Here is a 23616-nt window from a genome sequence, read left to right as displayed (position 1 = left end):
GCCGTGCATGCCGTCGGCAGGGCGGCGGGCCTGACGGCCCCGCGACCGTGCCGTCTGGAACCGCCGGGGCCGCCTGCATGGCGCCCGATGCGTCGACCTTGCCGTCCGCGCCCCGGCCGTCCCGTCGTTCGTTTCTCCGCAGCATTCTCGATACACGAAACGTATGGATCTCTCGATTGCAGCGATCCTCGCGCAAGACGGCATCACGACCGGCGCCATATATGCATTGCTGTCGCTGGCGCTCGTGCTGGTGTTTTCCGTCACGCGGGTGATCTTCATTCCCCAGGGCGAATTCGTCGCCTACGGTGCGCTGACGCTTGCCGCGTTGCAGGCGCAGAAATTTCCCGCCACCTGCTGGCTGCTGTTCGTGATGGGCATCGCGTGCTTCCTGCTCGAAGTCGGCGGCCTGATCCGGCATCGCGAACGGCGCCATCAGCTCGGCCGCACGCTCGCGACACTCGGCAGCCGCTACGTCCTGCTGCCGCTCGCGGTGTTCGCGATCACGCGCAGCTTTGCCGCGCAGCCGCTGCCGATGCTTGCGCAGATCGCACTGACGCTCGCGATCGTCGTGCCGATGGGGCCGTTCGTCTACCGGCTCGTCTACCAGCCGATCGCGGAAGGCACGACGCTGCTGCTGCTGATCGTGTCGGTCGCCGTCCACTTCGCGATGGTCGGCCTCGGGCTCGTGATGTTCGGCGCGGAAGGCTCGCGCACCAACGGCTTCTCGGACGCGTCGCTGTCGATCGGCAGCATGACCGTGTCGGTGCAGAGCATCCTGGTCGTCGTGACGGCGCTCGTGCTGATCGGCGCGCTGTACGTGTACTTCGGCCGCACGATCGCCGGCAAGGCGCTGCGCGCGACGTCGGTGAACCGGCTCGGCGCGCGGCTCGTCGGCATCGGCACGACCGAGGCCGGGCGGCTCGCGTTCACGTTCGCGGCGGGGCTCGGCGTGCTGTCCGGGATTCTCGTCGGCCCGCTGACGACGATCTACTACGACTCGGGCTTCCTGATTGGCCTGAAGGGGTTCGTTGGCGCGATCATCGGCGGGCTCGTCAGCTATCCGCTCGCGGCCGCCGGCTCGCTGCTCGTCGGCGTGCTCGAATCGTATTCGTCGTTCTGGGCGAGCGCCTACAAGGAGGTGATCGTGTTCACGCTGATCATTCCGGTGCTGCTGTGGCGGAGCTTCGCCACGCCGCACACGGAAGAGGAAGAGGAGTGACACGATGAAGACGATGGTACGCAACAAGACCTTCTGGGTGTTTCTCGTGGTGCTGTTCGCGCTGCCGGTGCTGCCCGGCGCGCTGCAGGTGCCTGAATACTGGATCACGCTGCTGAACTACATTGGCCTCTACGCGATCGTCGCGATCGGGCTCGTGCTGCTCACGGGCGTCGGCGGAATGACGAGCTTCGGGCAGGCCGCGTTCGTCGGCATCGGCGCCTATGCGACCGCGCTCCTGACGACGCGCTACGGCGTGTCACCGTGGTTCGCGCTGATCGTCGGCGTCGTGCTGACGGCGCTCGTCGCGCTCGTGCTCGGCGCGGTCACGATGCGGCTGTCCGGCCACTTCCTGCCGCTCGGCACGATCGCGTGGGGCCTCGCGCTGTTCTACCTGTTCGGCAACCTCGAGCTGCTCGGCAAGTACGACGGGATCAACGGGATTCCGGCACTGAACCTGTTCGGTATCGAACTCGGGAGCGGCCGCAGCCTGTACTTCCTGATCTGGGCCGTCGTGCTGGCCGCGATCGTGTCGGTTCAGAACCTGCTGAACAGCCGCCCGGGCCGCGCGATCCGCGCGCTGCGCGGCGGCGGCGTGATGGCCGAGGCGATGGGCGTGAACACGGCTTGGATGCGCGTCGTGATCTTCGTCTATGCAGCCGTGCTCGCGGCCATCTCGGGCTTCCTTTACGCGCACCTGCAGCGTGCGGTGAACCCGACACCGTTCGGGCTGAACCACGGGATCGAGTTCCTGTTCATGGCCGTGGTGGGCGGCGTGTCGCACGTGTGGGGCGCCGTGCTCGGCGCGGCGATCCTCACCGTGCTGCAGGACTACCTGCAGACGCTGCTGCCGAAGCTGCTCGGTTCGGAAGGCAACTTCGAGATCATCGTGTTCGGCGTGCTGATGGTGCTGCTGCTGCAGTACGCGCGCCAGGGTGTGTGGCCGTTCGTCGCCAGGCTGTTCCCGCGCGGGCCGCGTGCCCATGTGCCCGAGCACGCCGATCCGTTGCCGCAACGCCCGAAGCCGACGGCCGGCGAACCGCTGCTCGTCGTCGACAACGCGCGCAAGCAGTTCGGCGGGCTCGTGGCGGTCAACGACGTCAGCTTCGACGTGAAAGCGGGGCAGATCATCGGGCTGATCGGCCCGAACGGCGCCGGCAAGTCGACCACGTTCAACCTCGTGACGGGCGTGCTGAAGCCGACGGGCGGCACGATCACGTTCCGCGGCGAGCGCATCGACGGGCTCACATCGCGCCAGATCGTCCGCCGCGGCATCGGCCGGACGTTCCAGCACGTGAAGCTGTTGCCGGCGATGACGGTGCTCGAGAACGTCGCGATCGGTGCGCACCTGCGCGGCCGTACGGGCGTGTGGCGCAGCGTCGCGCGGCTCAATGCCCACGAGGAAGCGCAACTGCTGGCCGAGGCCGCACAGCAGATCCGCCGCGTCGGACTCGAAAAGCACATGTACGACGAAGCGGGCAGCCTCGCGCTGGGCCAGCAGCGGATTCTCGAAATCGCGCGGGCGCTGTGCTGCGACCCGACGCTGCTGCTGCTCGACGAGCCGGCCGCCGGGCTGCGTTACCAGGAGAAGCAGCAACTCGCCGACCTGCTGCGGCGGCTGAAGGCGGAAGGCATGAGCGTGTTGCTCGTGGAGCACGACATGGATTTCGTGATGAATCTCACCGACCGGCTGGTGGTGATGGAATTCGGCACGCGGATCGCGGAAGGGCTGCCGCAGGACGTGCAGCAGGATCCGGCGGTGCTCGAAGCGTATCTGGGCGGGGTGGAGTGATGACGGACACGACGATGCCGATTCTCGACGTGCGCGGGCTGGCGGTCCGGTACGGGAAGGTGGAGGCGCTGCACGGCGCGGCGATCAAGGTCGGTGCAGGGCAGATTGTCAGCGTGATCGGGCCGAACGGAGCCGGCAAGTCGACGCTGCTGAACGCGATCATGGGCGCGCTGCCGGTGACCGGGCATGCGTCGGGCGCGGTCGTGTATCGCGGTCACGATGTCGGTGCATTGCCGGTCGAGCAGCGCGTCGCACGCGGGATGTGCCTCGTGCCGGAAAAGCGTGAGCTGTTCAGCACGATGACGGTTGAGGACAACCTCGTGCTGGGCGCGTATCGGCGCAAGCTGGCCGGTGAAGCGAACTTCCTCGACCAGCTCGATCACGTGTTCGCGCTGTTTCCGCGTTTGAAGGAGCGCCGCAAGCAGGCGGCCGGCACGCTGTCCGGTGGCGAGCGGCAGATGCTCGCGGTTGGCCGCGCGTTGATGGGCAAGCCAGACCTGCTGATGCTCGACGAGCCGAGCCTCGGGCTGGCGCCCCTGATCGTGAAGGAGATCTTTCATATCATCAGTGCGTTGCGCGGTACGGGCGTGGCGACGCTGCTGATCGAGCAGAACGCACGGGCGGCGCTGCAGATCTCCGACTACGGCTACGTGCTGGAGACTGGCGAGTTTGCGCTGGAAGGGCCGGCAGCCGACCTCGCACAGAATCCGCGTGTGATCGAAACGTACCTCGGGTTGGCTAAGAAAACGGCTTGATCGGTGGCACGGTTGGCGGGGAACGGGCGGCGTGTTTCACGTGAAACACGCCGTTTTTGTTTTGGGGTCGAGATCTGACTCCAAAGCGTCGGCGGTTAACAACCAGGGGATAAGTACCGGAGGAACAATCAAACGATCTGTGCAGTGGCGGCGGGTCGAGGTATCCACCACAGTGCAGATGGCGATCCGGTTTGTCGTTCGGAGTCGGTCGGTCGTTCCGCAAGCCGACCAGGTGCGGCGTCACAGGGGGATAAGTGTCGAGCGGACCGACGGAAATTCTGTGAGGAAGAGGGGCACAGGGTGTTTCGTCTGAGTGTTGGGCGGGACGCAGGCCTCGAACGCGTTATATGTTCCACGTGAAATTTCCCGACAGATGGATCTCTGCACAGGCGCAACGATGTGCGGCGGGCGGGCCGGAAGCTTCGCAGGCGTCGGCGCCGAACCACAGATTCATCGGTCCAACGTCGAAAAATCGTCGAAATGCACAGACCCTACCATTCGGACGGCATTCGGGTGAAAAGCGAACCCGCTATAATTCGCCCCATACATTTCTCTGATAGGTTCGTACGCAGCCCTGCGTGCGGAATCCACCATGCTTTTTCCCACAGAATTTGACGTCATCGTCGTCGGTGGCGGTCATGCCGGCACCGAAGCCGCGCTGGCGTCCGCCCGCATGGGCGCAAAGACACTGCTGCTGACCCACAACATCGAAACGCTTGGGCAGATGAGCTGCAATCCGTCGATCGGCGGCATTGGCAAGGGCCATCTGGTCAAGGAAGTCGATGCGCTGGGCGGCGCAATGGCGGCCGCAACGGACGAGAGCGGTATCCAGTTCCGGATCCTCAATTCGTCGAAGGGTCCCGCCGTGCGCGCGACGCGTGCGCAGGCCGACCGCATCCTGTACAAGGCCGCGATCCGCCACCGGCTCGAGAACCAGCCGAACCTCTGGCTGTTCCAGCAGGCCGTCGACGACCTGATGGTCGAAGGCGATCGTGTGGTGGGTGCCGTCACGCAAATCGGCATCCGCTTCCGCGCACGTGCGGTCGTGCTGACCGCCGGTACGTTCCTCGACGGCAAGATCCACGTCGGCCTGAACAACTACACGGGCGGTCGCGCGGGCGATCCGGCGGCCGTGTCGCTGTCGTCGCGCCTGAAGGAGCTGAAGCTGCCGCAGGGCCGCCTGAAGACCGGTACGCCGCCGCGTATCGACGGCCGCTCGATCGATTTCTCGCAGCTGACCGAACAGCCGGGCGATCTCGATCCGATCCCGGTCTTCTCGTTCCTGGGCCGTGCGGAGCAGCATCCGCAGCAGCTGCCGTGCTGGGTCACGCACACGAACGAGCGCACGCACGACATCATTCGTGGCGGTCTCGACCGTTCGCCTATGTATACAGGCGTGATCGAGGGCGTCGGGCCGCGCTATTGCCCGTCGATCGAGGACAAGATTCACCGGTTCGCATCGAAGGAATCGCACCAGATCTTCCTGGAACCGGAAGGGCTGACGACCAACGAGTTCTACCCGAACGGGATCTCGACGAGCCTGCCGTTCGACGTCCAGCTCGAGCTCGTGCACTCGATGCGCGGCCTCGAGAACGCGCACATCTTGCGCCCCGGCTACGCGATCGAGTACGACTACTTCGATCCGCGTGCGCTGAAGGCGTCGCTCGAGACGAAGGCGATCAACGGGCTGTTCTTTGCGGGCCAGATCAACGGGACAACCGGCTATGAAGAAGCGGCCGCGCAGGGTCTGCTGGCCGGCCTCAATGCGGGCCGCTACGTGCAGGAGAAAGATGCGTGGTGCCCGCGCCGTGACCAGGCCTACCTTGGCGTGCTGGTCGACGATCTCGTGACGCGTGGCGTGGCCGAGCCGTACCGGATGTTCACGAGCCGCGCCGAGTATCGCCTCAGCCTGCGTGAAGACAATGCCGACATGCGCCTGACCGAGATTGGCCGCGAACTGGGGCTCGTCGACGACGCGCGCTGGGACGCATTCAGCCGGAAGCGCGACGCTGTTTCACGTGAAACCGAACGCCTGAAGTCGACGTGGGTCACGCCGAAGACGTTGCCGGCGGAAGAGGCGACCGCGCTCCTCGGCAAGGCGATCGATCACGAATACAGCCTCGCCGAGCTGCTGCGCCGCCCGGGTATCAGCTACGACGGCGTGTGTGGACTGAAGGGCGGCGAGTGCGGCCCCGCAGAGCCGCTGGCCGACGATCCGGTGATGCTCGAGCAGATCAAGGAGCAGGTCGAGATCGGCATCAAGTATCAGGGCTATATCGAGCGCCAGGCCTCCGAGATCGAACGCAACGACGCGAACGAGAACACGCGCCTGCCGGACAGTATCGATTACCGCGAAGTCCGCGGCCTGTCGTTCGAGGTGAGCCAGAAGCTCAACGAGTTCCGGCCGGAGACGATCGGGCAGGCGTCGCGCATCTCGGGTGTCACGCCGGCAGCGATCTCGCTGCTGATGGTGCACCTGAAGCGCCGCGGCCTGGGTCGCCGTAATGGCACTGCCGCAGAGGCAACGGAGCAGGGGGACGGCGCCGTCCCGACGCAACAATGACGGCGCGTCGCGCGCCGGCGGTTAATCGGGACGTACTGGAACAGATGCTCGTCGAAGGCACGACGGCGCTCGAACTCACCCTGACGGATGCACAACGCGACCAGCTGCTCGACTATGTCGCGCTGCTCGGCAAGTGGAACGCGGTCTACAACCTGACCGCGATCCGCGACCCGAAGCAGGTGCTGATCCAGCACATCCTCGATTCGCTCTCCATCGTCACACATCTGCGTGGCCGTGCATCAGCCCGCGTGCTCGACGTGGGCTCGGGCGGCGGGTTGCCCGGTATCGTGCTGGCAATCGTCGAGCCGGACTGGCAGATCACGCTGAACGATATCGTGCAGAAGAAGTCTGCATTCCAGACTCAGATGCGTGCGGAGCTGAAGCTCGCGAACCTGTCGGTGGTCACCGGTCGGGTCGAATCGCTGCAACCGGGTGTCGAAGTGCCGGAAAAATTCGACATGATCGTATCCCGCGCTTTCGCGGATCTATCCGACTTCGTTAAACTTGCTCGACATCTGGTCGCGCCCGGCGGATCGATCTGGGCGATGAAGGGCGTCCATCCGGACGACGAGATTGCGCGATTGCCGGAAGGCAGCCGCGTGAAGCAGACGATACGGCTGGCGGTGCCGATGCTCGATGCCGAACGGCATCTGATCGAAGTGGCCGTCGACGAGGCGAATTGAAGGGCAGGCGCGCAGTAGCGCGCCGTTTGTTTGAAGGTAAAGGGAACACACCAACGATGGCAAAGATCTTCTGCGTTGCGAACCAGAAGGGGGGCGTCGGCAAGACGACGACATCGGTCAATCTCGCCGCAAGCCTTGCAGCGCAGGAGCAACGAGTCCTGCTGATCGATCTCGACCCGCAGGGTAACGCGACGATGGGCAGCGGGATCGACAAGGCTGCTTGCGAAGCGACCGTGTACGAGGTGCTGGTCGACGGCGTGTCGGTGACCGACGCGCGCATCCGTCCCGACGGTGTCACTTACGACGTGCTGCCCGCGAATCGCGAGCTGTCCGGTGCCGAGATCGAACTGATCAGCATCGACAACCGCGAGCGCCGACTGAAGGCTGCGCTCGAGCGCGTGTCCGACGACTACGACTTCGTGCTGATCGACTGTCCGCCGACGCTGTCGCTGCTGACGCTGAACGGGCTATGCGCGGCGCACGGCGTCGTGATTCCGATGCAGTGCGAGTACTTCGCACTGGAGGGGTTGTCGGACCTCGTCAACACGATCAAGCAGGTTCACGCGAACATGAATCGCGACCTGAAGATCATCGGCTTGCTGCGCGTGATGTTCGATCCGCGCATCACGCTGCAGCAGCAAGTCTCCGATCAACTGAAAGCGCACTTCGGCGACAAGGTGTTCGACGCGGTGATTCCGCGCAACGTGCGTTTGGCGGAAGCGCCGAGTTACGGGTTGCCGGGCGTCGTGTTCGATCGCAGCTCGCGCGGCGCGCAGGCGTATATCCAGTTCGGTGCCGAGATGATCGAGCGCGTGCGTGCGTTCGAGGTGTCGTGATACGGACATGAGCGAAGCGAGGAAGAAAGACATGAACGCGGTACCAAAGAAGAAGGGCTTGGGACGTGGCCTCGAAGCGCTGCTCGGCGGCAGTGCCGATATCACCGAAGCGGTGAAGATCGAAGGGGCACCGAACACGCTCGCGCTCGGCAAGCTGCAGGCCGGCAAGTACCAGCCGCGCACGCGGATGGACGAAGGCAGCCTGCAGGAGCTCGCGGCAAGCATTCGCGCACAGGGCGTGATGCAGCCGATCCTGGTACGGCCCATTTCATCAGACAAATACGAGATCATCGCCGGCGAGCGCCGTTTCCGCGCGGCGCGCCTGGCGGGCCTCGATGAAGTGCCGGTGCTCGTGAAGGACGTATCGGATCAGGCCGCCGCGGCGATGGCGCTGATCGAGAACATCCAGCGCGAGGATCTGAACCCGCTTGAAGAAGCGCACGGTATCCAGCGCCTGCTCGACGAGTTCGGTTTCACGCACGAACAGGCGGCCGAATCGGTCGGCCGTTCGCGCAGCGCGGTATCGAACCTGCTGCGTCTGCTGAACCTGGCTTCGCCGGTACAGACGATGCTGCTGGCCGGTGATCTCGACATGGGGCATGCGCGCGCGCTGCTCGCCGTCGATGCGGCCACGCAGATCACGCTTGCCCATCAGGTCGTCAACAAGCGCATGTCGGTGCGTGAGACCGAGAAGCTCGTCGCGCACACGACGAAGGAAGTGCCGGCCGTGAAGGCGCGTGCGAAGGACGATGGCGGTCGCGATACGCGCCGTCTCGAGGAGGAGTTGTCCGACCTGCTCGCGTCGACGGTGAAGATCAAGCTCGGCCGCCGCGGGCGAGGGCAGGTGACGATCGACTTCGGCAACCTCGACGCACTCGAAGGCATTCTCGTGCGACTGCGCGGCAACGTCGCAACCGAAGAGTAAAGGGCGGCGCATGGCGGAGACGGGCGCACCGGCGCCGCGCCGGTGGTTGGGGTGGCTTGCGCAGGAGCCCGTGCTATCGGTGCTTGTGCTTGGGCTGATTGTGCTGCAATGGGTGCGTCCGCAACCATTTTCCGTATTGGCCGATCGTGTCGATTGGCAGACGGTCGCGACGCTCGCGGGCCTGCTGATGCTGACCAAGGCGCTCGAGTTGTCCGGCTGCCTGATGTGGCTCGCACACCGCATCGTGCATCACGTGCACTCCGAACGCGGGCTCGCGATGCTGCTCGTTGGGTTCGCCGCGCTGCTGTCGATGTGGCTCACCAACGATGTCGCGCTGTTCGTCGTCGTGCCGCTGATGGTGTCGCTGCGTGCGCTGACGCCACTGCCGTTCCGGCGGCTCGTGATCGTCGTCGCGCTGGCCGTCAACGCGGGGTCCGTCGCGACGCCGCTCGGCAATCCCCAGAATCTTTTCCTGTGGCAATTGAGCGGCGTGTCGTTCGGCCGTTTCGTGGTCACGCTCGGGCCGCTCGCGATCGCGCTGATGGCGCTGCTGCTCGTGCTGACCGCGTGCGCGTTTCGCGCGAAACCGCTCGACCTGTCCGGCGACGTCGTCGCCATTCCCGTACAACGCATGCACGCGCTGATCGCGGCGGTGCTGTTCGCGGCCTTCGTGCTGCTCGCCGATGCGCACCATCCGCTGCCGGGCCTGCTTGCCGTCGCGATCGTGCTGCTCGTCGTCAAACGTCACGCAGTCCTGAAGATCGACTGGCTGCTGCTGCTGATCTTCGTGCTGATGTTCGTCGTGCTGCGCAGCGCGGCTGTGCTGCCCGTCGTCCATGACGCGATTGCGCACGCGAATCTCGATTCACCGCTGCGCATCTTTGCGGCCGGTGCGGTGCTGTCGCAGGGCATCAGCAACGTGCCGGCCGCGATCCTGCTGTCGGAGTTCACGCATGACTGGCGTGCGCTCGCGTTCGGCGTATCGGTCGGCGGATTCGGTTTCGCGATCGGCTCGCTGGCGAACCTGATCGCGGTGCGTCTCGCGAAGGAGCCGCGCATGTGGCTGCCGTTCCACCTGGTTTCGATTCCGTTCGCGCTCGCCAGCGCGGCACTCGGCGCGTGGCTGCTCGTTCACGGCTGAACGATGCGGATGCGTGTGGCACAGGCGTGCCATTCGGGTGGCGGGGAGGGCGCACAGCATTCGCGCTGGTGCGGGGCTGTTGATAAGTGCCGCAATCCACAGTCGATCGACTGTGGTGGCATGACAACTGATTGGATAATTCGCTGCATCGGCGTCGGTCCGGATTTCATGCATCCGGCGCGGTCGGGTGACCACAGTGTTTCGCCTGCTTGGGGTTGGGTGCTGGGCTCGAGCCCGGGGCCGCGTCACAGCATGGATCCTGGGTGGTGATCGTGCCGCCCCGCCGGCGCCCGCGCCGGGCATCGTTTCCTCGACATTCCCTCGTCGCCGGACTTTTTCGAGCAAGAAATACCGGTGCAAAAAAGCGACCTTACAACTGTCATCGTACGTCGTCGAATCGCCCGTTTTTTCACATGATGAGGCGTCGTTTTACGCAGGTTTTTGTCGCGTCTAAAGCCTTGAATCACTTGCAACTATCGCTTACAATCGCCCGGATTTGTTAGCTAGGCACCCCTGAAAGCTTTCAGAAAGCTTGGGGCCGGGTTCAAGGATTTTGCGGAAGATTGCGATGGCGGGTCAGGCGCCGGACGACAGGCACGATGATCAGCGCACGCAACGCACCGCTTCAGCGGCTGGCGAGCGGCGCGAATTCGATGATGACTGGGATGCCGAGCAGCAAGATAACAACATCGTTCCGCTCACACGGGTAGAAGCCGAAAAGCTGTTCGGCCCGAACGTGAGCAAGCCCTCGCGCGTGACCCCTTATAAGGTGGTACTCGCGCAAGTGGTTCTGTCCCTGGTTGCAACGCTGGCGTGGTGGCTGTTTTCAAAGTCGCCGGGTGCCGCTGCGCAATCCGCGTTTCTGGGCGGAGCGATTGGCTGGGTGCCCAGTGCGGTTTTCGTGGCACGACTGAAGGCAGGTGGCTCGGCCACCGTGATGAGCTGGGTGATGGGCGAAGCCCTGAAGCTCGCTCTGACGATCGGGATGTTCACTGCAGTGGCGTTCGGCTGGTCCGGCGTGCACTGGGTGCCGTTCCTCGTCACGTACCTCGTCGTGCTGAAGACGTACTGGATCGCGCTGGCCTGGCGGTAAGGAACAAGCAGCGTGCGGTTTCGACAACGAACCGCACCAGCCCGTTCCCGCAATAGCGTGTTGCGGAACGGGCAAAACGATTTTCGACAATTTGGGTGGCATTAACGATATGGCAGCTAGCGAAGGCACGCGCGGTCCGGATCCGTCCGAGTACATTGCGCACCACTTGCAGAATTTCTCCACCTCGCATCAGACGTCGATTTTCGACATCCACGTCTGGAATCTCGACACGCTGTTCTGGTCGATCGTTTGCGGCATCGTGACGATCCTCCTGCTGCGTCTGGCTGCCCGCAAGGCGACGTCGGGCGTGCCGGGCCGTTTCCAGTGCGCGATCGAGATGCTCGTCGAGATGGTCGAAGACCAATCGAAGGCCATCGTTCACGGCAATCGTACCTTCATCGCTCCGCTCGCACTCACGGTGTTCGTGTGGGTCGCGCTGATGAACTCCCTCGACTTCCTCCCCGTCGACCTGCCGGGCCGCGTGATCGGCCTGCTCGGTCTGTCGGACGTGATTTCCCACCATCGCATCGTCCCGACGGCCGACCTGAACGGCACGCTCGGCATCGCGCTCGGCGTGTTCGTCCTGATGATCTACTACAGCATCAAGATCAAGGGCGCGGGCGGCTTTGTGCATGAGCTGCTGTCGGCACCGTTTGGCGCCCACCCGCTGCTGTGGATCCCGAACCTCGCGCTCAACATCGTCGAATATCTCGCGAAGACCGTCTCTCTCGGTATGCGGTTGTTCGGCAACATGTACGCGGGTGAGCTGTTGTTCCTGTTGATCGCCCTGCTCGGCAGCATGTGGAGCTTCGGTGGCGACGCAACGTTCCTCGGCTTCGTTGGTCATGTGATCGCGGGTAGCGTCTGGGCAATCTTCCACATTCTGATTGTTCTGTTGCAGGCATTCATTTTCATGATGCTGACGCTGGTGTATCTCGGCCAGGCGCACGACAAGCACTAAGCGCGGCGTGCAAGAAAGAGTTTCCGTTTTAGTTTTTTAAATCTCAGTTCCAAGTCTTTTCACAAAGGAGTGATCATGCAAGCTTACATCGCCAACATCCAGGGTCTGACCGCCATCGGTATCGGCATCATCATCGGCCTGGGTGCAATCGGCGCCTGTATCGGTATCGCGCTGATGGGTGGTAAGTACATCGAAGCCTGCGCACGTCAGCCGGAACTCATCAACCCGCTGCAAACGAAGATGTTCCTGCTGGCTGGTCTGATCGACGCGGCATTCCTGATCGGCGTGGGTGTTGCAATGCTGTTCGCGTTCGCGAACCCGCTCCTGTCGAAGCTCGTCGCAGGCTAAGGTTCCACGGAAATTTGCGTCCGGCGTGAGCCGGCGCAGGGCGGAACGGAGACTTGGGGCGCTGATCGAATGCAACTCGATGAGCGCCTTACCGTTTCATTTTTCCGGAATAGCAGATAAGGAAACACCGTGAATCTCAACGCAACTCTGTTTGCGCAAATGGTCGTGTTCCTGGTCCTCGCGTGGTTCACGATGAAATTCGTGTGGCCGCCGTTGATCAACGCCCTCGACGAACGTTCGAAGAAGATCGCCGACGGCCTCGCCGCCGCCGAGAAGGGCAAGGCAGAACTCGACGCAGCGCACAAGCGCGTGGACCAGGAACTCGCGCAGGCCCGCAATGACGGCCAGCAACGCATCGCCGACGCTGAAAAGCGTGCCCAGGCGGTCGCCGAGGAAATCAAGGCCAACGCCCAGGCTGAAGCCGCCCGCATCATCGCCCAGGCGAAGGCGGAAGCAGAACAGCAAATCGTGAAGGCGCGCGAAGCGCTGCGTGGCGAAGTCGCTACGCTGGCCGTGAAGGGCGCCGAGCAGATCCTGAAGCGCGAAGTCGATCAAACGGCCCACGCCCAACTGCTGAATCAACTGAAAGCCGAGCTCTGATCATGGCCGAACTTGCAACCATCGCCCGCCCTTACGCAGAAGCGCTGTTCCGCGTGGCCGAGGGCGGTGACATCGCCGCCTGGTCCACGCTCGTGCAAGAGCTGGCCCAGGTTGCGCGTCTGCCGGAAGTCCTGTCGGTCGCGTCGAGCCCGAAGGTGACGCGCACGCAAGTAGCCGAGTTGCTGCTTGCTGCGGTGAAGTCGCCGCTCGGAGCTGGCGCCGAAGCGAAGAACTTCGTGCAGATGCTGGTCGACAATCATCGCATCGCGCTGCTGCCGGAAATCGCCGAGCAGTTCGAGGCGCTCAAGAACGAACGTGAAGGTGCAGCCGACGCCGAGATCGTGAGCGCGTTCCCGCTGAACGGCACGGATCTCGAGAGTCTCGTCTCGGGCCTCGAACGCAAGTTCAAGCGCAAGCTGAAACCGACGGTCGCAGTCGATTCGTCGCTGATTGGCGGCGTGCGCGTGACGGTCGGCGACGAAGTGCTCGACACCTCGGTTCGCGCGCGCCTCGCATCGATGCAGGCTGCGTTGACCGCCTGAGCGCCACGCCGGCACGCAACAGAATTGACTATCAGGAGCGAATAATGCAACTCAATCCCTCTGAGATCAGCGAGCTGATCAAGAGCCGGATCCAGGGCCTTGAAGCGAGCGCAGACGTTCGCAACCAGGGCACCGTGATCTCCGTGACCGACGGTATCGTGCGTATCCACGGCCTGTCGGACGTGATGCAGGGCGAAATGCTCGAGTTTCCGGGCAACACATTCGGCCTCGCGCTGAACCTCGAGCGCGACTCGGTCGGCGCGGTGATTCTCGGCGAATACGAACACATCTCGGAAGGCGACATCGTCAAGACGACGGGTCGCATTCTCGAAGTCCCGGTTGGTCCGGAACTCGTCGGCCGTGTGGTCGATGCGCTCGGCAACCCGATCGACGGCAAGGGCCCGGTCAACGCCAAGCTGACCGACGCGATCGAAAAGATCGCCCCGGGCGTGATCTGGCGTAAGTCGGTGTCGCAGCCGGTGCAGACGGGCATCAAGTCGATCGACGCAATGGTGCCGATCGGCCGTGGCCAGCGTGAGCTGATCATCGGCGACCGTCAGTGCGGCAAGACCGCGGTGGCGCTCGACGCGATCATCAACCAGAAGGGCAAGGACCTGATCTGTATCTACGTCGCGATCGGCCAGAAGGCTTCGTCGATCATGAACGTGGTTCGCAAGCTCGAAGAAACGGGCGCGATGGAATACACGATCGTCGTCGCCGCTTCGGCTTCGGATTCGGCAGCGATGCAGTACCTCGCACCGTACGCCGGCTGCACGATGGGCGAATACTTCCGCGACCGCGGCCAAGATGCGCTGATCATTTATGACGACTTGACCAAGCAAGCCTGGGCATACCGTCAGATCTCGCTGCTGCTGCGCCGCCCGCCGGGCCGTGAAGCTTACCCGGGTGACGTGTTCTATCTCCACTCGCGTCTGCTCGAGCGTGCTGCTCGCGTGTCGGAAGAGTACGTCGAGAAGTTCACCAACGGCGAAGTGAAGGGCAAGAGCGGTTCGCTGACGGCACTGCCGGTCATCGAAACGCAGGCTGGCGACGTGACCGCGTTCGTTCCGACGAACGTGATCTCGATTACCGACGGCCAGATCTTCCTGGAAACCGACCTGTTCAACGCAGGCATCCGCCCGGCAATCAACGCCGGCGTGTCGGTGTCGCGAGTCGGTGGCGCCGCTCAGACGAAGGTCGTGAAGAAGCTGTCGGGCGGTATCCGTACCGACCTCGCGCAGTATCGTGAACTGGCGGCATTCGCCCAGTTCGCATCGGACCTCGACGAAGCGACCCGCAAGCAGCTCGAGCGCGGCCGCCGCGTGACGGAACTGCTGAAGCAGCCGCAGTACCAGCCGCTGCAGGTCTGGGAACTGGCCGTGTCGCTGTACGCCGCAAACAACGGCTACCTCGACGATCTCGACGTCAAGCAAGTGCTGTCGTTCGAGAAGGGCCTGCGCGAAAACCTGAAGACCAGCCACGCTGACCTCATCAAGCGCATCGAAGACACCAAGGATCTCTCGAAGGACGACGAAGGCGCACTGCGCTCGGCGATCGAATCCTTCAAGAAGTCCGGTGCCTATTGATCCGCGAGTGACACACTGAGGCCGCGCGGGTGCTGATGCGCCCGCGCCGCTTCGGTCAAGGAGCAAGCTATGGCTGGAATGAAGGAAATTCGCGGCAAGATCAAGAGCGTGCAGAACACGCGCAAGATCACGAAGGCGATGGAGATGGTGGCCGCATCGAAGATGCGCCGCGCGCAGGAACGCATGCGCGCCGCTCGTCCGTATGCGGACAAGGTCCGTGCCATCGCCGCGCACATGAGCCGCGCGAACCCGGAGTACCGCCACCCGTTCATGGTGGCGAACGAAGGCGCGACGACGGCCGGCATCATCCTTGTCACGACGGACAAGGGGCTGTGCGGTGGTCTGAACACCAACGTGCTGCGTGCGACGGTGCAGAAGTTCAAGGAGCTGGAAGAGAAGGGCCAGAAGGTCGAAGCCACCGCGATCGGTAGCAAGGGCCTCGGGTTCCTGAACCGCTTCGGCGCGAAGGTGATGTCGCAGGTCGTGCACCTCGGCGACACCCCGCATCTGGACAAGCTGATCGGCGCCGTGAAGACGCAGCTCGATCTGTACTCGGAAGGCAAGCTGTCGGCGGTTTATATCGCTTACACGCGCTTCGTCAACACGATGAAGCAGGAAGCCGTGATCGAGCAGTTGCTGCCGCTGTCGTCGGAACACTTCGAAGCCGATGACGGTACGCCGGCGACGTCGTGGGACTACATCTACGAGCCGGACGCGCAGGCAGTCGTCGACGAACTGCTCGTGCGTTACGTCGAGGCGCTGGTGTACCAGGCCGTCGCGGAAAACATGGCGTCCGAGCAATCGGCGCGCATGGTCGCGATGAAGGCCGCGTCCGACAACGCGAAGACGGTGATCAGCGAACTGCAGCTCGTATACAACAAGAGCCGTCAGGCCGCGATCACGAAAGAACTGTCGGAGATCGTCGGCGGCGCAGCCGCTGTTTAAGCGCGCGCCCGGGACGACAACTGCGCCTTTGCGCGAGTAAAGAATCAGGTATTTAAAGGAAAAGCGATGAGTACTGCTGCTTTGGTAGAAGGCAAGATCGTACAGTGCATCGGCGCCGTTATCGACGTGGAATTCCCGCGCGACAGCATGCCGAAGATCTACGACGCGCTCATTCTCGATGGCTCGGAACTGACCCTCGAAGTCCAGCAGCAGCTGGGCGACGGCGTTGTCCGTACCATCTGTCTGGGTGCATCCGACGGCCTGCGCCGCGGCCTGACCGTGAAGAACACGGCAAAGCCGATCTCGGTGCCGGTCGGCAAGCCGACCCTCGGCCGAATCATGGACGTGCTCGGCCGTCCGATCGACGAAGCTGGCCCGATCGAAAGCGAAACGACGCGTTCGATCCACCAGAAGGCTCCGGCGTTCGACGAACTGTCGCCGTCGACCGAACTGCTCGAAACGGGTATCAAGGTTATCGACCTGATCTGCCCGTTCGCAAAGGGCGGCAAGGTTGGCCTGTTCGGCGGTGCTGGCGTGGGCAAGACCGTCAACATGATGGAGCTCATCAACAACATCGCGAAGGAACACGGTGGTTACTCCGTGTTCGCGGGCGTGGGCGAGCGTACCCGTGAAGGGAACGACTTCTACCACGAAATGAAGGACTCGAACGTTCTCGACAAGGTCGCGCTGGTGTACGGCCAGATGAACGAGCCGCCGGGCAACCGTCTGCGCGTCGCGCTGACCGGCCTGACGATGGCCGAGCACTTCCGTGACGAAGGCCTCGACGTGCTGTTCTTCGTCGACAACATCTACCGTTTCACGCTGGCCGGTACCGAAGTGTCGGCACTGCTCGGCCGTATGCCGTCGGCAGTGGGCTATCAGCCGACGCTGGCTGAAGAAATGGGCAAGCTGCAAGAGCGCATCACGTCGACCAAGAAGGGCTCGATTACGTCGGTCCAGGCCGTGTACGTCCCTGCGGACGACTTGACCGACCCGTCGCCGGCTACGACCTTCGGCCACCTGGATGCAACCGTCGTTCTGTCGCGTGACATCGCTTCGCTGGGTATCTACCCGGCGGTCGACCCGCTCGACTCGACGTCGCGCCAGATCGACCCGAACGTGATCGGTGAAGAGCACTACACGATCACGCGTCGCGTTCAGCAGACGCTGCAGCGCTACAAGGAACTGCGCGACATCATCGCGATTCTGGGCATGGACGAACTGTCGCCGGAAGACAAGCTGTCGGTCGCACGTGCGCGTAAGATCCAGCGTTTCCTGTCGCAGCCGTTCCACGTTGCTGAAGTGTTCACGGGCTCGCCGGGCAAGTACGTGCCGCTGAAGGAAACGATCCGCGGCTTCAAGATGATCGTCGACGGCGAGTGCGACCACCTGCCGGAACAGGCGTTCTACATGGTCGGCACGATCGACGAAGCCTTCGAAAAGGCCAAGAAGATCTCGTAAGGATCGGGTGAGTCGCACGGCGCGTCCTAGTCGGGATTAGCAGTCGGACTGATAATCCCGGCCGGTCGCGCCGACCGCAACACGCTCAATCCGCCGTGCATGGGATCGGCGCAGGCGCGCAAGCGCCCGCTCCGATCGACAGGAGTCGATATGGCAACCATCAAAGTAGACGTCGTCAGCGCGGAAGAGCAGATCTTCTCGGGCGAGGCGAAATTCGTCGCGCTGCCGGGCGAAACGGGTGAGCTGGGCATTCTGCCGGGCCACACGCCGCTGATCACGCGGATTCGTCCGGGTGCGGTGCGCATCGAAGTCGAGGGCGGCAACGACGAATTCGTGTTCGTCGCGGGCGGCATTCTCGAAGTGCAGCCGGGCGCCGTGACGGTGCTCGCCGATACCGCGATCCGCGGCAAGGACCTCGACGCGGCGAAAGCCGAGGAAGCACGCAAGCGTGCCGAGGAAACGCTGCAGAACGCGAAGTCGGATCTCGACCTCGCGAAGGCGCAATCCGAGCTCGCGACCGCGATGGCGCAGCTCGAGGCGATCCAGCGTCTGGCGAAGATCCGCAGCCGGCACTGAGCCGCGCCGCGTATCCCGCGAAAGAAAGCAGCCTTCGGGCTGCTTTTTTTTCGTCCGTCGTTTTCGTCTGTTTTTTTGCGTGCCGGATCATACCGTCCGGTCGTGCTATTTCATCCGTCCGCCGCGATTTGCTGTCAGAGTATCGTCAGCCGCGCGCGTCATCATCGGTGTGGAGGCTGTTCGTCGCGAGTGCGCGGCGGAGGCGGGCGCCGAAGGCGCGTGCAGGCCGACCAGACAAAAAGGACGGAGACATTCATGGCAGCAGACCTTGGCGTGGGCGCGCTGATCGCGCCCGAAAACGGCTTGTCGTACGTGCGCGGCACGACCGACGTGCCGCTCTCCGAAGCGACGATCGGCCGGTTCCTGCTCGACACGGCCGGGCGCTTTCCCGATCGTCCGGCCGTCGTGTTCCGCGAGCAGCAGGTGCGCTGGACCTGGCGCGAGTTCGCGAACGAGGTCGACGTGCTGGCCGCGGGCCTGGCCTCGCTCGGCATCGTGAAGGGCGATCGCGTCGGCATCTGGTCGCCGAACCGCAGCGAATGGCTGCTCACGCAGTTCGCCACCGCGCGGATCGGCGCGGTGCTCGTCAACATCAATCCGGCCTACCGGCTGTCGGAGCTCGAATACGCGCTGAACAAGGTCGGCTGCAAGGCCGTGATCGCCGCCGAGCGCTTCAAGACGTCCGCGTACGTCGAGATGCTGCAGACCATCGCGCCGGAGCTCGCGACCGCGACGCCGGGCGACCTGCATGCGGCACGCGTGCCGAGCCTGCGCACGGTCGTGTCGATGGGCGACGTCGCGCCCGCCGGCATGTTCCGCTTCGCGGACCTGATGGCGCGCGGCCGCCAGGCCGTCGATCCCGCATTGCTCGATGCGATCGGCGCGACGCTCGCGGCCAACGAGCCGATCAACATCCAGTTCACCAGCGGCACGACCGGCAGCCCGAAGGGCGCGACGCTCACGCACCGCAACGTCGTCAACAACGGGCGCTCGATTGCGACGGCGATGCGTTTCACCGAGCAGGACACGCTGTGCATCCCGGTGCCGCTGTATCACTGCTTCGGGATGGTGCTGGCCGTGCTCGCGTGCGTGTCGAAGGGCGCGGCGATGGTGTTCCCCGGCGAAGCGTTCGACCCGGTCGCGACGCTCGCGGCGGTGGCCGACGAGCGCTGCACCGCGCTGCACGGCGTACCGACGATGTTCATCGCCGAGCTCGATCACCCCGAGTTCGCGAAGTTCGACCTGTCGACGCTGCGCACCGGGATCATGGCCGGCTCGCCGTGCCCGATCGAGACGATGAAGCGTGTCGTGTCGCAGATGCACCTGTCTGAGATCACGATCGCGTATGGGATGACGGAAACGAGCCCGGTGTCGTTCCAGAGCTCGACCGACGATCCGCTCGAGAAGCGCACGACGACCGTCGGGCGCATCCAGCCGCACCTGGAAGTGAAGATCGTCGATCCGAGCGGCGCCATCGTGCCTGTCGGCACGACGGGCGAGCTGTGCACGAAGGGCTATTCGGTGATGCTCGGCTACTGGGACGACGACGCGAAGACGCGCGAGGTGCTGGTGGACGGCTGGATGCATACGGGCGACCTTGCGACGCTCGATGCGGACGGCTACTGCAACATCGTCGGCCGGCTGAAGGACATGGTGATTCGCGGCGGCGAGAACGTCTATCCGCGCGAGATCGAGGAATTCCTGTTTCGGCATCCGAAGATCCAGAGCGCGCAGGTATTCGGTGTGCCCGATGCGAAGTACGGCGAGGAGCTGTGCGCGTGGATCGTGCTGCGCGCGGACGAGCAGATGACCGAGGACGACGTGCGTGCGTTCTGCAACGGGCAGATCGCGCACTACAAGATCCCGCGCTACATCCGCTTCGTCGACGAGCTGCCGATGACGGTGACGGGCAAGGTGCAGAAGTTCGTGATGCGCGACCGGATGATTGAGGAGCTGAAGCTCGACGTGCAAAAGACCGCGTAGCGCGGCATGAAGGCGGGAAAAACGCGGCGGCCTGCGGGCCGTTGCACTTTCGATGGACGAAAAAAAGCGGGCTTATTAGCCCGCTAAAAACCACACGCTACGGGGTTAGCGCGAGGAGACCAAAGATGAAACCGAGTCCGGCGGGGGGCCGGAAACGACTCCAACAGGGATGCCCCTCGGAAGGGCTTCGGTACGTGACCGACTGGCTCGCAGCGCTTCGCGTCCGCTCACACTTGGCACACGAGACCGCATCCGTGTTGAAACCGTTGAGGCCATTGTGGGCGAATTAATGCCCCCTCGCGGTAACAAAGTGTTTCAGGTTGTAACGCCCGCCAGATAAGGCTTTCCGGGATTTTTTGCTGTTTTTGAAGGGTCGAAAAAGGTCATTTTTACCCATATTTTCCACAGCGTTTTCAGCGCATGCGCACAATGCGTTTTTCATGCGTACCAGGCTCGACGAATTGTCGATTTGCACGCGAGAAAATGCGCCTTTCGGCCGATACCGCGCATGACGATTCATTCGTCAGAAAGATTTTGAAACGTGATTGGCATGCGCGGAAGTCGGCCGTTCGGCCAATTCGGTGGCTTCGGGGCGACTTTCCGGGCGTCGGCGCGCTGCACCGAAGTGTAACGGCGGCGATTGGGCCACCGCCGCACAAGCGACTTTTGCGGGCGGCGGATGCGGGGTCGATGTCCGCTATCGGCCGCCACGCACGAGCCTGCTTACTTCAGCCATTTATCCGAAATCGCCTGGTATTCGCCGGTCGACAGCGCGAGATGCAGCCACTGATCGACGTACTGCTGGAACGCGACGTCGCCGCGCGGCACCATGTACGCCTTCTCGCCGAACTGGAACGGCTTGTCCGGATGCACCGAGCACAGGCCCGGATTCAGCTTTTGCTGCAGCAGCGTCTCGGACGCATCCGTCACCATCACGTCCGCCTTGCCGGCGAGGATCTGCTTGAAGATCGTTACGTTGTCCGGATAGACGGTGAGGTTTGCGTGCGTGAAATACTGCTTCGCGAAACGCTCGTTGGTACCGCCCGGGTTCACGATCACGCGTGTTTCCGGCCGGTCGATCTGCGCGACGGTCTGGTATTTGTCGGCGTCCGCGCAGCGCACGATCGGCGTCTTGCCGTCGACCACATAAGGCTGCGTGAAGAACACGCGCTTCTGGCGCTCGAGCGTCGTCGACACGCCGCCCACCGCGATGTCGCATTTCGCGACGAAATCGCCGGTCAGGTTCGGCCAGCTGGTCTTCACGTAGTCGGTCTTCACGCCGAGCGACTTCGCGAGCGATTCGGCCATGTCGATGTCGATGCCCTCGAAGCGGCCGTCCGCGCGGTAGTACGAGTACGGCTTGTAGTCGCCGGTCGTGCACACGCGCAGCGTGCCGCGCGCGAGCACGTCGTCGAGCCGCGAGCCGGCGCCCGGTGCGGCGGCAGTGGCGCCCGCGCCGGTCTGTGCGTGCGCGGCGGCGCAGCAAAGCAACCCGGCGGCGGCGAGCGTGGCGAGTGTCTTCATTGGTCTCCTCCTTCGTTTCGTTCGATATGAGCGTCCGATCATAACGGAGCCATCGCGCGCGTCATATGGCCGCCATCGCGTCGGCATGCGCAGCCTGAGGGCGGCTGTCCGGTAAAATGCCGCTTTGCTCTCGCATCGTCGCTCCTACCGTGGCCCATACCCTGCTCAACGACACCTTCCTGCGTGCGCTTCTGCGCGAGCCGACCGACTACACGCCGATCTGGCTGATGCGCCAGGCCGGCCGCTACCTGCCCGAATACAACGCGACGCGCGCGCGCGCCGGCAGCTTCCTCGGTCTCGCGAAGAATCCCGACTACGCGACCGAAGTGACGCTGCAGCCGCTCGAGCGCTTTCCGCTCGACGCCGCGATCCTGTTCTCGGACATCCTGACGATTCCGGACGCGATGGGGCTCGGCCTCGACTTCCAGGTCGGCGAAGGGCCGAAGTTCGCGCATCCGGTGCGTACCGAGGCCGACGTCGCGAAGCTCGCGGTGCCGGACATCGAAGCAACACTCGGCTACGTGACGGGGGCCGTGCGCGAGATCCGTCGCGCGCTCACCGACGCTCAGGGCCGGCAGCGTGTGCCGCTGATCGGTTTTTCGGGCAGCCCGTGGACGCTCGCGTGCTACATGGTCGAAGGCGGCGGGTCGGACGATTTCCGCACGGTGAAGTCGATGGCGTATTCGCGCCCCGACCTGATGCACCGGATCCTCGACGTGAACGCGCAGGCGGTCGCCGCGTACCTGAACGCGCAGATCGAAGCGGGCGCACAGGCCGTGATGATCTTCGATACGTGGGGTGGCGCGCTGGCTGACGGCGCGTACCAGCGCTTCTCGCTGGACTACATCCGCCGCGTGGTCTCGCAGCTCAAGCGTGAGCACGACGGCGAGCGCGTGCCGGTGATCACGTTCACGAAGGGGGGCGGGCTGTGGCTCGAGGAGATCGCGGCGACCGGCGTCGACGCGGTCGGGCTCGACTGGACGGTCAACCTCGGCAAGGCCCGTGAGCGCGTCGCGGGCAAGGTCGCGCTGCAGGGCAACCTCGACCCGACGATCCTGTTTGCGCCGCCGGCCGCGGTGCGCGAGCAGGCGCGCGCGGTGCTCGACAGCTACGGCAACCATCCGGGCCACGTATTCAACCTCGGGCACGGCATTTCGCAATTCACGTCGCCCGATCACGTCGCCGAACTCGTCGACGAAGTGCATCGCCACAGCCGCGCGATCCGTAGCGGAGCCGCCGGCTGAACGCAAGCGCTGTCATGCTGCACTGCGGGATGACAGCGTTTCGCTACCGGCACTAAACAGGGCGCAACCCTCCACCGGTTGCCGATTCAGTGCTTGTCAAGACTTGACTTATACACATTTTCCACGTTGCAGCGCGGTAGAGCCCTGTATCGGTCAATTTGTCTCGCTATGGTTCGGTAATTTGAATAGCAGCCTTATGGCATAAGGCTCCGCGGGGCACCGCAACACGCGGCGAAAATCAGCGCAAAGCGCGGCCCCGCGCGCGTTGCGGCCAGTGAGCGCCGAGTTCTCAACAAAGTTATCCACAGGCTGGGCAGGGTATACGGCGATTCCTAATGCGAATCCAAAACTTAGCGCCGAATCTGAAGTTTTACTTTAAGTTCGCTGCCCCGATGCGGGCGCGGATGTCGGCCGCCCATGCCCATGCGGCGCATGCCGCCGCCGGAGCGCGGGGATGAGCGGTACCTATTTGCGCGTCGCGCTCGACCATCCGCTCGCCACCCTGTTCGACTACCGCTGCGACGCGCAACCGGCGCCGGGGCCCGGCACGCTCGTGCAGGTGCCGTTCGGCAAGCGGCAGGCCGTCGGGCTCGTCTGCGAAGTGACGACTCACACCGACGTGCCGCCGTCGCGGCTGCGCGCGATCGACGCGATCTGCACCGACCTGCCGCCGTTGTCGCCGGACTGGCTCGCGCTCGTATCGTTCGCCGCGGATTACTACCAGCGCGGGCGTGGCGAGGTCGCGCTGCCGGCGCTGCCGCAGGCGCTGCGCGATGCCGGGCGCTGGGGGCGGCTGCTCGCGCCCGAGGTGCGCTACCGGCCGACGGAAGCCGGCCGCGCGG

20 protein-coding genes and 1 pseudogene are annotated in these 23616 nt (G+C 64.0%); 20 read left to right on the top strand and 1 reads right to left on the bottom strand.

Features of this window, described 5'->3' with window-relative positions; translation table 11 throughout:
* Positions 1-163 precede the first annotated feature (163 nt).
* From F3J15_RS13570 to F3J15_RS13485, 18 genes are all read left to right on the top strand, one after another.
* A complete protein-coding gene (locus F3J15_RS13570) occupies positions 164-1219 on the top strand; it encodes a branched-chain amino acid ABC transporter permease (protein ID WP_166891633.1) in 1056 nt (351 codons plus the stop codon).
* A gap of 4 nt (positions 1220-1223) precedes the next feature.
* Complete coding sequence (locus F3J15_RS13565; RefSeq protein WP_166891630.1) at positions 1224-3008, top strand: branched-chain amino acid ABC transporter ATP-binding protein/permease; 1785 nt, start codon at positions 1224-1226, stop codon at positions 3006-3008.
* Positions 3008-3763 (top strand): ABC transporter ATP-binding protein, encoded by a 756-nt coding sequence (locus F3J15_RS13560; RefSeq protein ID WP_069246767.1) that lies wholly within the window; start codon positions 3008-3010, stop codon positions 3761-3763. Before F3J15_RS13565 ends, F3J15_RS13560 begins: the two co-directional genes overlap by 1 nt.
* 592 nt (positions 3764-4355) lie before the next feature.
* Entirely contained in the window at positions 4356-6326 is a 1971-nt protein-coding gene (gene mnmG / locus F3J15_RS13555) for a tRNA uridine-5-carboxymethylaminomethyl(34) synthesis enzyme MnmG (protein ID WP_166891628.1), read from the top strand.
* On the top strand, positions 6323-7009 hold the full coding sequence (rsmG, locus tag F3J15_RS13550; RefSeq protein WP_166891626.1) for a 16S rRNA (guanine(527)-N(7))-methyltransferase RsmG: 687 nt from the start codon (positions 6323-6325) through the stop codon (positions 7007-7009). Before mnmG ends, rsmG begins: the two co-directional genes overlap by 4 nt.
* Before the next feature lie 56 nt (positions 7010-7065).
* Entirely contained in the window at positions 7066-7845 is a 780-nt protein-coding gene (locus F3J15_RS13545; RefSeq protein ID WP_069246770.1) for an AAA family ATPase, read from the top strand.
* Between the two features lie 31 nt (positions 7846-7876).
* Entirely contained in the window at positions 7877-8770 is an 894-nt protein-coding gene (locus tag F3J15_RS13540) for a ParB/RepB/Spo0J family partition protein (protein ID WP_069249192.1), read from the top strand.
* Between the two features lie 10 nt (positions 8771-8780).
* Positions 8781-9911, top strand: coding sequence for an SLC13 family permease (locus F3J15_RS13535; RefSeq protein ID WP_166891624.1), 1131 nt, complete (start codon positions 8781-8783; stop codon positions 9909-9911).
* A gap of 568 nt (positions 9912-10479) precedes the next feature.
* Entirely contained in the window at positions 10480-11004 is a 525-nt protein-coding gene (locus F3J15_RS13530; RefSeq protein WP_069246772.1) for an ATP synthase subunit I, read from the top strand.
* Positions 11005-11113: 109 nt separating this feature from the next.
* Entirely contained in the window at positions 11114-11965 is an 852-nt protein-coding gene (gene atpB / locus F3J15_RS13525; RefSeq protein WP_039351439.1) for a F0F1 ATP synthase subunit A, read from the top strand.
* Between the two features lie 75 nt (positions 11966-12040).
* A complete protein-coding gene (atpE, locus tag F3J15_RS13520) occupies positions 12041-12313 on the top strand; it encodes a F0F1 ATP synthase subunit C (protein WP_021160442.1) in 273 nt (90 codons plus the stop codon).
* 129 nt (positions 12314-12442) lie between these two features.
* A complete protein-coding gene (locus F3J15_RS13515; protein WP_039351436.1) occupies positions 12443-12913 on the top strand; it encodes a F0F1 ATP synthase subunit B in 471 nt (156 codons plus the stop codon).
* Positions 12914-12915: 2 nt separating this feature from the next.
* Positions 12916-13455: a F0F1 ATP synthase subunit delta gene (locus tag F3J15_RS13510; RefSeq protein ID WP_069246773.1), complete on the top strand. Its 540-nt coding sequence runs from the start codon at positions 12916-12918 to the stop codon at positions 13453-13455.
* A gap of 44 nt (positions 13456-13499) precedes the next feature.
* Positions 13500-15041 carry a F0F1 ATP synthase subunit alpha gene (gene atpA, locus F3J15_RS13505; RefSeq protein ID WP_021160444.1) on the top strand — a complete coding sequence of 514 codons (1542 nt, stop codon included), beginning with the start codon at positions 13500-13502 and terminating at the stop codon, positions 15039-15041.
* A 69-nt stretch (positions 15042-15110) separates the two neighbouring features.
* A complete protein-coding gene (gene atpG / locus F3J15_RS13500) occupies positions 15111-15986 on the top strand; it encodes a F0F1 ATP synthase subunit gamma (protein ID WP_069246774.1) in 876 nt (291 codons plus the stop codon).
* Positions 15987-16052: 66 nt separating this feature from the next.
* Positions 16053-17447 carry a F0F1 ATP synthase subunit beta gene (atpD, locus tag F3J15_RS13495; protein WP_069246775.1) on the top strand — a complete coding sequence of 465 codons (1395 nt, stop codon included), beginning with the start codon at positions 16053-16055 and terminating at the stop codon, positions 17445-17447.
* Positions 17448-17597: 150 nt separating this feature from the next.
* On the top strand, positions 17598-18023 hold the full coding sequence (locus F3J15_RS13490) for a F0F1 ATP synthase subunit epsilon (RefSeq protein ID WP_006477288.1): 426 nt from the start codon (positions 17598-17600) through the stop codon (positions 18021-18023).
* Between the two features lie 255 nt (positions 18024-18278).
* Positions 18279-20006, top strand: a complete 1728-nt coding sequence (locus F3J15_RS13485) for an AMP-binding protein (RefSeq protein ID WP_166891623.1) — start codon at positions 18279-18281, stop codon at positions 20004-20006.
* A 723-nt stretch (positions 20007-20729) separates the two neighbouring features.
* Here the strand turns inward: F3J15_RS13485 and F3J15_RS13480 are convergent.
* The gene (locus tag F3J15_RS13480; protein ID WP_166891621.1) at positions 20730-21530 is read right to left on the bottom strand and encodes a transporter substrate-binding domain-containing protein; all 801 of its coding nucleotides are present in this window, start codon (positions 21528-21530) and stop codon (positions 20730-20732) included.
* A 149-nt stretch (positions 21531-21679) separates the two neighbouring features.
* Between F3J15_RS13480 and hemE the strand changes: the two genes are divergently transcribed.
* Both hemE and F3J15_RS13470 read left to right on the top strand, forming a co-directional pair.
* Complete coding sequence (hemE, locus tag F3J15_RS13475; protein ID WP_345891544.1) at positions 21680-22774, top strand: uroporphyrinogen decarboxylase; 1095 nt, start codon at positions 21680-21682, stop codon at positions 22772-22774.
* A gap of 454 nt (positions 22775-23228) precedes the next feature.
* Positions 23229-23616, top strand: a pseudogene (locus F3J15_RS13470) (primosomal protein N'); the annotation flags it as partial.

The organism is Burkholderia sp. Ap-955 (assembly GCF_011753045.1).
GTDB lineage: Bacteria > Pseudomonadota > Gammaproteobacteria > Burkholderiales > Burkholderiaceae > Burkholderia > Burkholderia lata_D.
This window is presented reverse-complemented; position numbering and strand designations above follow the sequence as displayed.

What these genes read in the sequence shown, in the direction of transcription:
- F3J15_RS13535 (WP_166891624.1), top strand. Translation starts at nt 8,781, where the DNA reads ATGGCGGAGACGGGCGCACCGGCGCCGCGCCGGTGGTTGGGGTGGCTT.
- mnmG (WP_166891628.1), top strand. Translation starts at nt 4,356, where the DNA reads ATGCTTTTTCCCACAGAATTTGACGTCATCGTCGTCGGTGGCGGTCAT.
- atpG (WP_069246774.1), top strand. Translation starts at nt 15,111, where the DNA reads ATGGCTGGAATGAAGGAAATTCGCGGCAAGATCAAGAGCGTGCAGAAC.
- atpB (WP_039351439.1), top strand. Translation starts at nt 11,114, where the DNA reads ATGGCAGCTAGCGAAGGCACGCGCGGTCCGGATCCGTCCGAGTACATT.
- atpE (WP_021160442.1), top strand. Translation starts at nt 12,041, where the DNA reads ATGCAAGCTTACATCGCCAACATCCAGGGTCTGACCGCCATCGGTATC.
- F3J15_RS13510 (WP_069246773.1), top strand. Translation starts at nt 12,916, where the DNA reads ATGGCCGAACTTGCAACCATCGCCCGCCCTTACGCAGAAGCGCTGTTC.
- F3J15_RS13480 (WP_166891621.1), bottom strand. Translation starts at nt 21,530, where the DNA reads ATGAAGACACTCGCCACGCTCGCCGCCGCCGGGTTGCTTTGCTGCGCC.
- atpD (WP_069246775.1), top strand. Translation starts at nt 16,053, where the DNA reads ATGAGTACTGCTGCTTTGGTAGAAGGCAAGATCGTACAGTGCATCGGC.
- rsmG (WP_166891626.1), top strand. Translation starts at nt 6,323, where the DNA reads ATGACGGCGCGTCGCGCGCCGGCGGTTAATCGGGACGTACTGGAACAG.
- F3J15_RS13570 (WP_166891633.1), top strand. Translation starts at nt 164, where the DNA reads ATGGATCTCTCGATTGCAGCGATCCTCGCGCAAGACGGCATCACGACC.
- F3J15_RS13530 (WP_069246772.1), top strand. Translation starts at nt 10,480, where the DNA reads ATGGCGGGTCAGGCGCCGGACGACAGGCACGATGATCAGCGCACGCAA.
- F3J15_RS13560 (WP_069246767.1), top strand. Translation starts at nt 3,008, where the DNA reads ATGACGGACACGACGATGCCGATTCTCGACGTGCGCGGGCTGGCGGTC.
- atpA (WP_021160444.1), top strand. Translation starts at nt 13,500, where the DNA reads ATGCAACTCAATCCCTCTGAGATCAGCGAGCTGATCAAGAGCCGGATC.
- F3J15_RS13490 (WP_006477288.1), top strand. Translation starts at nt 17,598, where the DNA reads ATGGCAACCATCAAAGTAGACGTCGTCAGCGCGGAAGAGCAGATCTTC.
- F3J15_RS13565 (WP_166891630.1), top strand. Translation starts at nt 1,224, where the DNA reads ATGAAGACGATGGTACGCAACAAGACCTTCTGGGTGTTTCTCGTGGTG.
- F3J15_RS13485 (WP_166891623.1), top strand. Translation starts at nt 18,279, where the DNA reads ATGGCAGCAGACCTTGGCGTGGGCGCGCTGATCGCGCCCGAAAACGGC.
- F3J15_RS13545 (WP_069246770.1), top strand. Translation starts at nt 7,066, where the DNA reads ATGGCAAAGATCTTCTGCGTTGCGAACCAGAAGGGGGGCGTCGGCAAG.
- F3J15_RS13540 (WP_069249192.1), top strand. Translation starts at nt 7,877, where the DNA reads ATGAACGCGGTACCAAAGAAGAAGGGCTTGGGACGTGGCCTCGAAGCG.